This is a genomic window from Oceanobacillus jeddahensis, assembly GCF_000750635.1.
Classification (GTDB): domain Bacteria; phylum Bacillota; class Bacilli; order Bacillales; family Amphibacillaceae; genus Oceanobacillus; species Oceanobacillus jeddahense.
In genome coordinates this window covers 856,611-871,629 of the sequence record NZ_CCDM010000001.1, presented here as the reverse complement: position 1 = coordinate 871,629, position 15,019 = coordinate 856,611, and the positions used below count along the sequence as shown (strand labels likewise).

10 protein-coding genes are annotated in these 15,019 nt (G+C 38.9%); 3 read left to right on the top strand and 7 right to left on the bottom strand.

Annotated elements, in window-relative coordinates:
• Positions 1-63: 63 nt before the first annotated feature.
• Positions 64-3,225 carry a peptidoglycan-binding protein gene (locus BN986_RS26880; RefSeq protein ID WP_052400616.1) on the bottom strand — a complete coding sequence of 1,054 codons (3,162 nt, stop codon included), beginning with the start codon at positions 3,223-3,225 and terminating at the stop codon, positions 64-66.
• A 421-nt stretch (positions 3,226-3,646) separates the two neighbouring features.
• Between BN986_RS26880 and BN986_RS03885 the strand changes: the two genes are divergently transcribed.
• The 3 genes from BN986_RS03885 (at position 3,647) to BN986_RS03875 (ending at position 6,382) form a co-directional block, all read left to right on the top strand.
• Positions 3,647-4,657, top strand: coding sequence for a YheC/YheD family protein (locus BN986_RS03885; RefSeq protein WP_040978325.1), 1,011 nt, complete (start codon positions 3,647-3,649; stop codon positions 4,655-4,657).
• A 763-nt stretch (positions 4,658-5,420) separates the two neighbouring features.
• On the top strand, positions 5,421-5,768 hold the full coding sequence (locus BN986_RS03880; protein WP_040978324.1) for a DUF4064 domain-containing protein: 348 nt from the start codon (positions 5,421-5,423) through the stop codon (positions 5,766-5,768).
• Between the two features lie 14 nt (positions 5,769-5,782).
• Positions 5,783-6,382 carry a DUF5067 domain-containing protein gene (locus BN986_RS03875; RefSeq protein WP_040978323.1) on the top strand — a complete coding sequence of 200 codons (600 nt, stop codon included), beginning with the start codon at positions 5,783-5,785 and terminating at the stop codon, positions 6,380-6,382.
• A gap of 94 nt (positions 6,383-6,476) precedes the next feature.
• Here BN986_RS03875 and BN986_RS03870 read toward each other — a convergent pair whose 3' ends face one another.
• From BN986_RS03870 to BN986_RS03845, 6 genes are all read right to left on the bottom strand, one after another.
• Positions 6,477-7,706, bottom strand: a complete 1,230-nt coding sequence (locus BN986_RS03870; RefSeq protein ID WP_040978322.1) for a YheC/YheD family protein — start codon at positions 7,704-7,706, stop codon at positions 6,477-6,479.
• Positions 7,707-7,760: 54 nt separating this feature from the next.
• The gene (locus BN986_RS25650) at positions 7,761-8,756 is read right to left on the bottom strand and encodes an ATP-grasp domain-containing protein (RefSeq protein WP_052400615.1); all 996 of its coding nucleotides are present in this window, start codon (positions 8,754-8,756) and stop codon (positions 7,761-7,763) included.
• Between the two features lie 110 nt (positions 8,757-8,866).
• Positions 8,867-10,327 (bottom strand): acylphosphatase, encoded by a 1,461-nt coding sequence (locus BN986_RS03860; RefSeq protein ID WP_040978321.1) that lies wholly within the window; start codon positions 10,325-10,327, stop codon positions 8,867-8,869.
• Between the two features lie 150 nt (positions 10,328-10,477).
• Positions 10,478-11,716: a YheC/YheD family protein gene (locus BN986_RS03855; protein ID WP_040978320.1), complete on the bottom strand. Its 1,239-nt coding sequence runs from the start codon at positions 11,714-11,716 to the stop codon at positions 10,478-10,480.
• A gap of 126 nt (positions 11,717-11,842) precedes the next feature.
• Complete coding sequence (locus tag BN986_RS03850; RefSeq protein ID WP_040978319.1) at positions 11,843-12,874, bottom strand: CapA family protein; 1,032 nt, start codon at positions 12,872-12,874, stop codon at positions 11,843-11,845.
• A 350-nt stretch (positions 12,875-13,224) separates the two neighbouring features.
• Positions 13,225-14,676, bottom strand: coding sequence for an acylphosphatase (locus BN986_RS03845; protein WP_040978318.1), 1,452 nt, complete (start codon positions 14,674-14,676; stop codon positions 13,225-13,227).
• Positions 14,677-15,019: the final 343 nt, after the last annotated feature.

Below are 15,019 nucleotides of genomic sequence, written 5' to 3'. Positions count from 1 at the left end.
TTTCCCCGTTATTATGTTGTCGGAAAATCCTCTTTTCTATTAATCTTGAATAAATGCTGTTTCTTATCTTCTTTGCAGATTATAAGATTGCGCAATGGCATCCGCTGTATACTTTGCCAGCTGTTTTTTATAGCTGTCACTTCTCAGCAATGCGTTTTCTGTGAAATTATCGATAAACAGGTATTCAATAAGAATCGCCGGCATATCTGTGTTCCGCAGAACATTAAAGTTCGCTGACTTTTGTCCTCTATCGGAAACATTTAAACGGGAAGAAATATACGAATGAACGTCATTTTGTCTATTTCTTGTTTCCTGAGAAACGCCCCCATTGTAGATATACGATTCAAATCCGCCTGTAGACCCATTAAAGGCGTTGTTATGAAAACTTACAAAATAATCAGCACCCCATCTATTTGCATGGTTTGCCCGTTCTGTTAATTCAACAAACACGTCTGATCTTCTTGACATTTCTACTTCAACACCTTGATACTTACTCGTAAGTATTCGCTCTGTTTCCAGCGCAATGTCTAATACAACGTCTTTCTCATTTAATCCGTAGCCTTGACCGCCTGGGTCATGCGCTCCATGGCCTGGATCAAGAAAGATTTTTACATTCGATTGCTGATCAAACGCTTGATTGATTCGGCTCAATGTAACTTCATCAATTATTCCATTTACTCGTAAGCCGTTGTCTCTTTGGAACTGTTCTACCTTTTGTTCCATAAAGCTGCCAAATAACGTGGTAATACTAATATAACCATAGCCCAGACTATTTAATTTTTGTTTGATATCCGGGATATCATTATGACGCTTCCCTTGCTGGAATGGGCTGTTATAGACACTGTTCAGTTTTATTTTTGTAGCATTATCGATTATTCCATTGACATCAAGTCCATAGTATTCCTGGAATCTTTTCACTTGCGTCTCCATGAAACTTCCAAAGAGTGTCGTCTCTGTAATATAGCCAAAGCCAACTGCGTTCAATTGCTCCTTATACGTCACAATATCTGCATGTCTGTCTCCGCGCTGGTACGTATCCTGTGGCGCTTCCTCATTTAATTTCGCTAACGTTACCTCATCTATGATTCCGTTCACTCGTAAACCATTATCTCTTTGAAACTCTTCTACTTTTTGCTCCATAAAACTGCCAAAGAGCGTCGTGATACTTATATACCCGTAACCAAGATTATTTAAATCCCGTTTGATATCCGGAATATCATCGTGACGTTTCCCTTGCTGGAATGGACTGTTATAGACACTGTCGAGCTTTTCTTTCGTTGCTTCGTCGACTTGCCCATTAACAGAAAGTCCATAGTATTCTTGGAATCTCTTTACCTGTGTTTCCATGAAACTTCCAAATAGATTCGTCTCTGTGATATACCCGAAGCCTACAGCGTTCAATTGCTCCTTATACGTCACAATATCCGCGTGTCTGTCTCCGCGCTGGTACGTATCTAATGGAGCCAGCTCATTCATTTTATCTAAGGTTACTTCATCTATGATTCCATTCACTCGTAAACCTTGGTCGCTTTGGAACTCCTCTACTTTTTGCTCCATAAAGCTGCCAAAGAGTGTCGTGATACTGATATATCCGTAGCCAAGATTATTTAAATCCCGCTTCATATCCGGAATATCATCATGACGTTCTCCTTGCTGGAATGGGCTGTTATAAACACTGTCCAGCTTTTCCTTCGTTGCTTCGTCGATTTGACCGTTAACGGAAAGTCCATAGTATTCTTGGAATCTTTTAACCTGTGTTTCCATGAAACTTCCAAAGAGTGTCGTCTCTGTGATATAGCCAAAACCAACCGCGTTCAATTGCTGCTTGAATTGAATCATGTCCTCATGTCTGTCTCCACGCTGGTACGTATCCTGCGGAGCCAGCTCATTCAACTTAGCCAAAGTTACTTCATCCGCAATCCCGCTGACACGAAGTCCATGATCTCTTTGAAATTGCTCTACTTTTTGTTCCATAAAGGTTCCAAAAAGCGTCGTGACACTGATATACCCATATCCAAGATTATTGAGCTTCTGTTTGATATCCGGGATATCATCATGACGTTTCCCTTGTTGGAACGGACTGTTATAGACACTGTCGAGCTTTTCTTTCGTTGCCCGGTCCATCTTTCCATTAGCAGGAAGACCATAGTATTCTTGGAATCGCGTTACCTGCGTTTCCATGAAACTGCCAAAGAGCGTTGTTTCTGTGATATAACTAAAACCGATTGCGTTTAATTTTTTCTTAAACTTAGCGATTTCTGAGTGTCTATCTCCCTGCTGATACGTACTTTGGGCAGCAAACGTTTCTACTTCGTCCAAACGTTGCTCACCAATTTCTTGGTCTTCTTCCTCGGATTCCGCGCTTTCCCCTGTTTCAGATTCTTGCTCTTCCTCCGATTCTGTGCCTTCCTCTACTTCAGACTCTTGCTCTTCCTCCGATTCTGCGCCTTCCTCTACATCAGATTCTTGGCCTTCTTCCGATTCTGCGCCTTCTTCTACTTCAGATTCTTGCTCTTCTTCCGATTCTGCGCCTTCTTCTACTTCAGATTCTTGCTCTTCTTCCGATTCTGCGCCTTCCTCTACATCAGATTCTTGGCCTTCTTCCGATTCTGCGCCTTCTTCTGTTTCAGATTCTTGGCCTTCTTCGGATTCTGTGCCTTCTTCTGTTTCAGATTCCTGGCCTTCCTCGGATTCTGTGCCTTCTTCCGATTCTACGCCTTCTTCTGCCTCAGCATTTTGCTCGACTTCTTCCGCTTCTGTCTCAAATTCTTCTGGCTTACTGAACTCCAGATGCGCTTCACGATCAAAGGAATCTTCCGATAGCAAGTCTTCTATCATTTGCAGTGTGTCTTCGTCCGCAATTCCTGTCTCTTCTATGTCATGAAAAGCTTGAAATACCTTTACAGATTCTTCTGTATGTAAGCCGAAATATTCCGTCGGGTCCTCTAATGCAGCAAATCCAAGCTCTGTTAAATCTTCTTTCAGTTCTTGAATTGCTTCCTCTTCATCACCCAGCTGAAATCGCACTTCTTCTAACTCTGCTTCATTGTCCGAAGCGTCCTGTTCCGCGTCTATTCTGTTGTTGTCTTCCTCTTCTATGTGCTCATCGCTCTGCTGACTTTCCTTCGATTGATTATTACTCATCGCGTACACTTCACCCGCAGTGGAAAATGGTGAAATAATCAATAAAGCAATGACTAGAAGAGGAATCCATTTTTTCCTCAAACTGCCGCACCTCCTATTTAATTTTACTTTCCTTCTCTTTATCGGCAGAAAACTACTATTTATTTAGTAAAAATTTCACGAAAATAAAAGCATTTCTGCCAAAAGAACTGATTCACAGCGGATTGAACAATCTAAAAATAAGTCTATATACCTAAATTTTAATTATATGTATTGTTTAAAAATGATTCCACGTCTGAAACTGCTATTATATTTTGTCAATTTTTTCATTCAAAAAAAGACAGACTTATGTAAAAAATGTGAATCACAGACAAGACTAACAGAAAATTTGATTTTTAACAACATTTTTTGGAAGTCAAATTTTACTTATGCATGGGCTTATGCTATTTTCTTTAACTAAGCAGCATGATGAGGCAACGCTACACATCGTCCTATTTAACACCAAGATTACAGGAGGCGCGACATGTATATATGTTATATGAGGAATTTTACCAAACCACCCGAATATGTAAAATTATTAGCAAAAGCCGCGAAGTACTATCAAATTGAGATTATCTACAGTCATCCCAAAAATGTGGATGTAGATAAAGAGGTGATTAACGGGTTTACGCTGCATAATAACAAATGGCGTGAGATAGAAATCCCTGTTCCTGCATTTATTGATTTGAACAGTTATTGCTATAAATATAAAAATGTGGCTGCTTTCCTAAAAAAGAAAAGCACGCTGTTAAATCTGAAGGGATTTGGCAGTAAACTGAAGCTCTACAATACTTTGATTGAGGATGGAACGTTTGCAAAATATGTTCCGGATACGGTTCAAATTACGGACTTCGACTCTTTTATGCAATTTATCCAAAAGCATCAGCGGGCTATTCTTAAGCCCAAAGTCGGTCACAAAGGTATCGGGGTCTATTTGGTCCATCAGATCGGTGAAGATTCCTATCAGCTGTACGTCAATAATTCGGAAAAGATGCTGTCTGCGGAAGAACTCAAAGCTTATATCGAAGAATTAATAGATGACAAGGTATATTTAGCACAACAATATATTCAATCCCTTACCACAGAGGGCAGTCCTTTTGACTGCCGGATACGGCTAGAAAAAAATGGAGAGGGAAAATGGGCTGTGGCCATTCCTCTGATTCGCATCGGCTCCAATAATAAAGTTGTTTCGAATGTGGCCCAAGGCGGCGGCGTACAAAAACTGCTTCCATTTATTAAATTTCATTATCCAGAGGATTGGAAGGTTATTAAAGCGGAGTTTGACTATGTCGCAGAATATCTTCCTCCGAAATTGGAAGCTCTCTATCAAAAACAAACCTCCTGCCTTGGGATCGATATAGGGATCGATACGGATGGAAAAATCTATATATTTGAGGTCAATGCTGCTCCCGGCGTAGAGTTCGGGGAAGCAGAAATTATTAACCTGAAAGCCGATTATTATCATTATCTTCAACAGCAAGCAGCAGATGAATAATCAAAAGGAACGAAGCATGACTTCTCAGTGCCATGCTTCGTTCCTTTTTTTGTTCCATTGTTTAATTTTTCTTCACCAGCTTCTTCGCTTTTCTAAGAAACCCGGTTACCTTCCATGAGGTGCTGTTTATCATATCCTGAATCTGTATATCAAAAGGGTCTCCCTGCGGTGTTTTCGATGCAACATATTTTTGAAGGATGTAATTCCTTTGTTGCAGCACCTCACCAAAAAAATCTCGCAGATCATTTAATGGAACATCCCATCCATTTCGCTGATATCCTATCGTAAAGGTATCTTCCCCGATTTTTTAATAGAATAACTGCAGTTAAGCAAAAATAACTTATTTTGAATCCCCATCCCCGTTTTAATAAAGAAGATGTCTATATAAATAAGAAAATTTTTTATAAAATGCAAATTTCATCTATTATTCATTACTGCAATACGGTATAATATTCCTATTCATGCATTAAATTAGTTGAAGCTATATAATGGCTAACAAATCATCATGTAGAAGCAAAAATACTAGTCAAAACAAAATTAAACACGATGTGGCTTGCCTAGCAAAATTGATTAAAAATTAAGCTAATACCAAGATTTATTATGTGCGAGTAATGTAAAAATGATGTACTAACTTAACTACATATTCCCTATGCTAAAAGCAATTACTAGATTTAAACCTTTCCACTGGAGGAAAAAAGTTTAATAGTCAACAAATAGGTTGGCTTTGATATAGATATAAAATTAATTGAGGGGTTGATTATGTATGAGAACTACAGAATTTGTATTAGGCTTAATTGGAGGTATTATTGGTTTTGGCGCTGCCATACTTGCTTTAATGATAGGCGGTATTGATGCAGCATTCAGCGAAACTGGAACTAGTACAGTTACTGGATTAGGCTGGGCTGCATTTTTATTCTCAGCATTAGCTATTGTAGGTTCTGTGGTAGTTAAATCAAAAGCAAAATTAGGTGGAATTTTATTATTAATCTCTGCAGTTGGTGGAATTATAAGCATTTCTATGTTCTACTTAGTTTCTGCTATTTTAATTGGTATCGCTGGACTAATGGGTGTTATGAAAAAAGATAAAACGAAAGAAAAAGCAGTAGCTTAAAGGGGGATATTATTTTGAAGAAATTATTATTTTTATTAGTAGGTATGGTACTATTTTTAGCTGCATGTGGCGATGATTCATCTAATAGTGATACATCAGCTGACACTTCAACAGACAAAACAGAAGAAGCGTCTGCAGAAGAAACCGAACAAGAAGATTCAGATACTGGCGAAGAAGCTAACGATGAGGAAGAAGAACAAACGGATGAAGTTAGCGACTCATATTTAGATACTGGTGATTATATATATGAAATAAAAGAAATCGAACAGATGGAAGGCCAATTTGGTGACGGAACACAAATTATTGCAATTGAATTGACATTTACTAATAATAGCGATGAGGCAACAAGCCCTTGGTTTTCACAAGGTATTGGCGCAGAGCAAGAAACGGATACAACAGTAGAAACTTTAATGGGAGCAAACGGGCAATTCCCTGAGGACTATAAACCTGAGCTAGTAGAGATGGGGGATACGGACGTAAAACCAGGCGCTACAGTAGATGCAGTTATTGGATATACTCTTGAGTATCCAGGCGAGCCAGTTAGATTGTATGAATTTATGTTATTTGATGAGGAAGATATTAGTTTCGAACGTATTGTAGAAACAACTGAATAAACCATTTGGAGCTATTATCAAATCCAGACCCATCAAAAGGAACGAAGCATGACTTCACAGTGCCATGCATCGTTCCTTTTTTTCGTTCCATTGATTAACTTTTCTTCACCAGCTTCTTCGCTTTTCTGAGGAACCCGGTCACCTTCCATGAGGTGCTGTTTATCATATCCTGGATCTGTTTTTCTTTTTTCGCTGTTTTCTTCGTTTCCTTGCTTACGGCTGTTTCTAATTGGGAATTCGCTATTTCCAATTGAGCAATCTTATGCTGGTCATCCTCGATTACATCGACGAGCTGCTTTACTGGATAATTTAATTTTTCTTTCATGACATAGGCATAGTAATTGCTTCGATGGAAGGCTGCCTCGGAAATAACATTTTTGGTGCCTGGCCCATCATTTGTCTCAAATAAATACAAATCGCCATTCGATTCGATGCCAATATCTATTCCCAGGTACATGATGTGTGTTTTTCTTAACTTCTCCATTTTCTTCGGCAGTGTCTTTCCTATCGTCACCAAATTACTGTAAATCGTCTCCCATTTATCTCCATAGAATGCTTTTAAAAAGGCAACAGGTTCACTGACGCCGCCTCCTTGGCTCACATTCGAGACAACAGACTGCCCGATTCCGATCCGTACATAGATTTTTGCAATCGACCATTTGCCGGAGCGGTCTCTTTCCACATGTACCCGAATATCAAAGGGATCACCCTGCGGTGTTTTGGACGCAACGTATTTTTGAAGAATATAATTCCTGTGCTGCAAAACCTCATCAAAAAATTCTCGCAGATCATTTAATGGAACATCCCACTCATTTCGCTGATAGCCTATTGTAAAGAGATCTTCTCCGATTTTTTCAATAGAATAGATGTCCTTGCCCTTTATTCCATTTCCAGGCTTTATCACGACTTTATTATATTTCATTAAGTTGGGATAGACATCATCAAATGTCTTTACATTATGCGTAGGAATAATTAAATGAGCGAATTTCGGATCTTCCTTTAATATTCCTTGTAATTTCTCTTTATTTATCAAGTTTTCTCTCGTATCCGAAAGAAATGTCGTCTCTCTTAAAAAGTCCATGACTTCTTTATTATCTTTTTTAAAGCAATATATAGCTGCATCAATAAAAGGTGGAATATCGGTTTTTTTATCAACCCATTTATTATTAACCATTACTTTCCCATAAATCTTTCTTTCTTCTATACTAACATCTTTCGGTGACATATAAATAATTTCAATTCCGTATGATTTCGCTATTAATGCTGTCATTGTTGCCAGTTTTGTAGGTTTTTTAAAATTAGTCATAATACCTACTTCGTACATGGATATTCCCACCTTTTCATTCTTTTAACATGCTAATTGCTATATTCTTCATCGCTATTCTACTTTTACTTCTGCTGTGTCCGGGAATAATGCATCGACTACTTTCCCAATGACATCCCTCTTTTTTCCAACCCACGGAAAATGATGCATGGTAAGCATAGGACCCAGAGGACCGACATTCATTTCCAAAATATGAATATCCTCTCCATTGATTAAAACATCCACGCCGCATATTCTTGCTCCCGGGATAGCCCGAACCGCTTTTCTGACGGTTTCTTTGATTTCAAAACTGATCTCATCCGTTACATCAATGGCGTCTCCGCCTGTTGACACATTGGAATTCGACCTTAAGTATACCATCTCACCGTCGGCCGGGATAGTCTGAAATGTATAATTCAATTTAGATAATACCCGTTCAATTTCCTCATCTAGTTTTATTTTGATATGAATGGGATTTTTTCTTTGCTCCCGTTCTTTGTTTTTCGTCTCTACTAATTCAGCAATGGTCGAAACACCGTCTCCAGTCACATTAGCTGGAATTCGGTGTGCAACGCCTACAATTTCATTTTTTACATAGGTAAAACGATATTCTTTCCCGCTGATGTATTCCTCGATAAGCACTTCTTTATGCTTTTCGCCGACCTTATGAAAGCAATGCACAAATTCATCATAGTCCGTAAGTTTCACGTATACATCTGTACCTTTTGCATCGTTATACGGCTTTATTACGACTGGTAAAATTGGCTGCGCCCACGCCCATGCCCGTTCGACATCTGTATTGGAAAACACGATGTTCTCCGGAGCCGGAAAGCCCTTCCCTCTCAGCATCCTGCTCGTGATTTCTTTTCGGTTCGTCACTTCAATGGCCAGCGAGGTATTATAGCTGTTTACAATCATTCCTCTTCTAATAAGATACGACTTGCCATTGTACGCCATTTTAAACCTTTTATTTGACAGTGGGGTGATCTCTACCCCTCTTTTATGTGCTTCCAAGACAATCATTCGATTCGATCGATTTAATATTCTTCCCGTTAAATCCTTTGCCCTCATAATCTCCCACCTTATGTATCTGCCAGAGAAGGCCAGATTGGTTTTATTCCCATTCTTTTTCGCCCATTCTCTGGCAGGCTATTTAACTACTTCTTTATTCTTTGACGGTTTCAGCGGCGGTTTGTTTTTGTGATGACCTGGAATCCGGTCTTTCTTGGTTCATTTGTATAGACTAGGTCCTGTTCTTCTACCTTCTCGACAGAGGACTTTTTATTTCCTTTCGCTACTGTCTTTTTAAATGTATCCAGGACTTCTTTTTCCTCGCCAATCAGGTAGACTTCCACCGTATTTTTATTTATTTTTTTCGCATGGCCAAAGAGATCGTTCTTCAGCGCTTGTCTTTTGATAAAACCCAGATATCCTACCTGATTCACTTTTCCGGTTACCGTATATTTTTTGGCGTACATGTTAATTGCCGGTGTCCGGATCACTTTCATTTCATCCACAGCATATTTTTTTAATGGTTCTAACATACAGAGATAGTCGAAATAAAAGTTGGATTTTTCTTTCCCGATTGTTTCCGGGAAGTAATAATCCATGATAGCACCAGGTACATCTTTTGCCTTTCCTTCTAAGGGGAACAGGTGAAAACCAATTTCTGCTGTTCCGTTGATTTCTAGCACCACGCCTTTTCGATTATCCTCTGGATTGACAATAATGTCTAACCCGGCATGTGGAAGAGATGGCAGTGCCTTTAACGCGTCTACAGCAATCTGCTTCACTTCGTCTGTCAATTCATCCGTTGCCTCGATTGGGTCTCCGCCAGTAGACAGATTGCTTTTTTCCCTTAAGAAGACCTGCTCGTCTTTTGCCGGAATACTTTCTACTGTATAGCCGGCTCTTTTCAGCATGGAATTGACTTCGTAATCGACTTCTACCGGCTTGGTTGCTAAATACGGATTCTTTTTTCTCTCGTTATTTTTTAGTTCGATCAATTTTTCAATGGTGTTTATCCCATCCCCAACCACATTGGCAGGAATCCGGTTCGTCGCGCCAATAACCTTATCGCCGACAACATATACACGGTACTCCTTGCCATCGTAGTGTTTTTCTACGATATATTGGCGGTAGGAATAGCTGTTTCTTAATTCTTTTAAAACAGCCGTCAGTTCCGCTTCATTATCAATATTGGTGTAGACGCCTTTTCCCATGCTGCCTTTTAATGGTTTGATAATAACCGGATAACCAATTTCATTCGCGTAATCAATGATCGCTTCATCTGTTTCTAATGTCTTTCCTTTAGGGACAGGTACATTCCCCTGCTCAAGAAAAGCTTTTGTTTTTTCTTTATCCAGACATGTCGTGACTGATTTATTCGCTACTTTATCCCCTCTGGAGCGATAGAAGTAATGGAGCGTATCTCCGTTGCTTAAAGAATAGAATTTCCCATGCGTGCTGCTGAACATACGATGCAATTTGCAAAGACTGGATTCGTCTCTGTACCATTTTAATTCTAATCCTCTTCTCCATCCTTCTAAAGCAATTAAATAACCGCATAGCTGATAGCCAGTAACATCATTTACAGCTTCCTTTGTCAGTGTCGGAAGGAGTTCTACTTGTTGTGTTTTCATAAAACAGTCCCCTTATTCTATTTTTTGTTTTATTTTAAAATGCATGTAATAGAATACAATTCGCTGCTTGTCCGGGTTTTAGGGACATATCCTACGCTTTGAATGATTTCAATTCTATTAAGTTTTCTTTATATTGTGACACGCATATGGCTACTTCTTTACAAATATTTTTTTAGTTTTTCTCAAAATGCCTGTCATTTTCCAGGAGGTACTATTCAGCCGTTTTTCTTTGCTGGTGAGTTCTTTCTCTTTTTGAACCATTTGCTTCTCCATGCCAGTGAGTGCCTTGTCTTTTTCTCCTAGTTCTTTTTGCAATTGAGCGATTCTGTCCGAAAGGGCTTCTGCCTCTTCCTTTGCATCCTTCACATGAATATTTAATTTTTCTTTTAACACATATAAGTAGTAATTGCTTCTAAAATAAGCTACATCGGATTTCAATGCTTTGGAGCTGGGGCTGTCATTCACTTCAAACAAATAGAATTGTTCACCGCTTTGATCGATTCCGATATCCAGCCCTAGTGTCATAATATCCTTCCCTCGCAGCTCTTCCATTTTCTCCGGAACTATTTTTCCAAGCTTTTTTAAATATTGATAGATTTCCTGCCACTTGTCCCCGTAGTTCGCTTTTAAAAATTCTCTGGTATCGCTGACGCCTCCGCCTTGGTTCACATTGGAAATAACAGACTGTCCGATGCCGATCCGCACATAAATCTTAGCAATTGCCCACCGGCCTCTGCCATTTTTCTCTACATGCACCCGGCAGTCAAACGGGTCACCCTGAGGCGTTCTTGATACAACGTATTTTTGAAGGAAATAATTTTTCCCTTTTAACGTAGTTTCGAAAAATGATTTCAGTTCATTTAAAGGAACCTTCCATTTTTCTGTATTAAAACCAATATGGAATACATCCGCTTCTACCTTTTCTATAAAGTAGATATTTTTACCGCGCAGTCCGCTTTCCGGCTTCAGCACAACTTTTTGATACGCATTCAAGTAATGATGCAAATCTTCAAACGTCTCCATCGGATGCGTTGGTATCATTAAGTGGGAAAATGCCTCATCCTTACTCAATACCTCTTGTAAATATTCTTTCGTGATGACATTTCGCCGATCCTCGGATAATAACGTCGTTTCTTTTAAGAAATCCATGACTTCTTTCGTTTCCTTTTTAAAGCAATACGGGACGACATCGATAAACGAGGGAATACCCGTCTCTTTATCCACCCACTTATTGTTAATCAGTAATCTTCCATATACTTTTTTCTTTTTTATATCGACATCTGCCGGGTTCATATAGAGCAATTCTATTCCATATGACTTGGCAATGAGTGACGTTGTTCTTGCCAGCGAATCCGGTTTTTTTAAATTGCGCATATAGCCAATTATCATCTACAATCCTTCTTCCTGTTGTTTGATAAAATCGAGTGCATTTATGATTATAGATACTATTTACATACATGAATTCCCATCCGAAACAGAAAAATCCGAATTATTAAAGGGGTAATCAGGTTCCGATTATCTAAGTTTACAGTCTGGAACCCATTGTGTTAATCTGTTTTTCAGCTCCGTATATATCTCTAAGCTATCAAATGTGCCAAAGTCTGTTTTGATATGGCGATTTTCTTCGATATAGTCCCGGAATAAATGCATTTGAAAATTGGTATTGTTCTCATCATCGACGAAGGTTAAATCCATTTCAGGCTGTCCGATTGTAACTTGTCCGTCCTCGTTCTTGCTTATATCCAGAGAAAGCACCCCTCCAATTTGCCGATAGACCCCAAATTGACCAGTATACAAATTTCCCAGAGAATAGATTGCCAACGATTTGTTTGCCCGGGAATTCAGTATCCACTGCGCTGGCTGTAAAACATGCGGATGATGCCCAAGGATAATATCTGCGCCTGCATCTGATAGAGATGTTGCTAGATTCACTTGAAAAGATGATGGATTTAGTGCATATTCCGGTCCAAAATGCACGGCAGCAACGACCACATCCACCTTCTCTTCTTCCTTTAAGCGCTCAATTGTTTTTCTGACAGGGATGGTCGATCCGCCGATAATTCGGTTTAATAAATATCTTTTTCCTTTAGGAAAATCCTTATTATTGGAAACCGTTGAATACGCCAGCACGGCTACTTTAATGCCATTTCGCTCAAATATCCGGAACGTGTCCTTATCTGCTTTGGACTTATGGGAACCTACATAGGGCAGCCCTATCTTTTCAAGATTCTCGATGGATTTCTGTACCCCTTCTTCTCCAAAATCAAAGCTGTGATTATTGGCATTGGTGACGATGTCTGTGCCAAATTCCTTTAAGTTTTCTGCAATCTCAATCGGGTTATTAAATCTTGGGTACGTCGCAAGCCCAAATTCTTCCCCAGCTACGATGGATTCTAAATTAACAATCGACAAATCTCCTGCTTGTAATAATTTCTTTACAGGAGCCATCTTATCCCGGAAGTCATATTTCCCGTTTTTTATACATTTATCATATACCCTGTCATGTAACAGGACATCTCCTGTAGCAACTAATTTCATCTGTGACATACTTATACCTCCGCCATCCGTTATTTAAACCTTCTATGAATCTGTGCTTCCACATTGTTATATGTAAATATACTGTACCAAAAAAGACACTTTTTTACATGATTTTATGTATTTTTCAAAAATTTTTATTGGCTGATTGGATGTCCCTTTTTACTTAGCATTGATTTAACCCGAACGGCATTTTGTATAATCACGAGGAAAATATTGGTTAAAAACAGATTATTTTAAACTCACTCTGCCTGTTATTTTCAAAAGAAAAATGAACTATTCAGCGTATATATACTCCAAATAGTTCATTTTATAATAACATCCCTTTAATTAAGTCTTACAGGGATACTTCCCCTGTTCCATCAGGATGACGTTATAATTTTAAATCCTGTTTTTCTAGGTTTACTAGAGAGTTCAAGATCTTTTTCTCTAATATTTTTGACGACGGATTTTTTCGATCCTTTTTTCACGTATTCTTTAAATGCATCTAACTCTTCTTTAGATTCTCCGATAAGGAATATGTCGACAGTGTTGTCATCTATTTTTTTCGCATAGCCATATAGATTTCTTTCCAATGCAAATCGTTTTATTTTCGTCATATATCCAACTCTGTTGAGTTTTCCGGTTGCCGTATATTTCTTTGCATATTTTTTATTCAACGGCGTTTCAGCGACCTTTATCTCCTCGATCGCTCCCATTTTTATCGGTTCTAAGATGCTCAGGTAATCAAAATAAAAATGTGTTCTTTCAGCGCCTGCTGTTTCCGGGAAATAGTAATCGATTAGCGCTCCAGGAATGTCCTTTGCTTTCCCGACCAGCGGAAATAGATGGAAGGCAATTTCAGCGGTTGCATTCACTTCTAATACGACCCCTTTTGTATTATCCTTCGATTCTACAATAATATCTACTCCGGCATGCGGGATGGAGGGAAGTGCTTTTAACGAGTCGACTGCAATTTGTTTTACCCCATCTGATAGTTCATCGGTTGCCTCAATCGGGTCACCGCCAGAAGAAAGATTACTTTTTTCCCGCAGAAAGATTTGCTCGCCTTCTTTTGGAACACTGGTTACGGTATATCCTGCTCTTTCCAGCATATAAGTCACTTCATAATCTACTTTAATCGGCTTCGGCGCCAAATACGGGTTCTTTTTTCTTTCTTCATTCTTGATTTCAATTAATTTTTCAATCGTGTCTTCCCCATTCCCTGTGACGTTTGCAGGGACTCTGTTTGTGGCGCCAATCACTTTATCTCCGACGACATAAATACGGTATTCATTGCCCTCATAATGTTTTTCCACTAAATATCGGCGGTAGGAATATTTTTTTCTTACTTCCTTCAGAATAGTTACCAATGTTTGTTCATCAGAGATATTGGTATATACGCCTACTCCCATGCTTCCGCTTAACGGCTTAATAATGACAGGGTAGCCGATCTCATTCGCATAATTGATAATCTCTTCATCGCTTTCCAAAGCTGCCCCAAGCGGCACCGGCACATCATGTTTTCGCATATAGGATTTGGTTTTTTCTTTGTTTTGGCAAATACCAATCGTTTTATTGGCTACTTTATCGCCTCTGGAGCGCAGAAAATAATGCGTTCTCTCTCCATCACTCAGAGAGAAAAATTTCCCGTGTGTGGTGCTGTTTATTCGATGCAATTTACATACACTTGTTTCATCACTATACCATTTTAATTCTAAGCCTCTTCTCCAGCCCTCCAAAGCTACCGCATAAGCATCTAATTGAAAGCCTGTTATATCTTTCACTACTTTTTTTGACAGGTCGGGAAGAAGTTCTGCTTCTTGAGATTTCATAACCATTCTCCTTCATCTTTGTATTCACTTGTTTCCATCATACATGTGAACAGGAATATTTAAATCTTTGGCTGCTATATGTACTCGTATTATTTGTTATCTGCTCTACATATGATTCTACTTTTTTCCATGCTTTCTATACACATCTTATCATAAATCTAATTTTATTCTCACATCTTTTTTACGGCTGCTTACAAATTAGAATCAGCGTGAAGAAAAAACGCCATTAAATAAGCGGCCTTCCCCTATAAAATTCAGGAAAACGGCCGCTTTACGGCATTTTCTTATTTCTATTGCCTGCGATTCCAGCTGGCATTTCAGCTAAAATACGTAAGTCCTTATC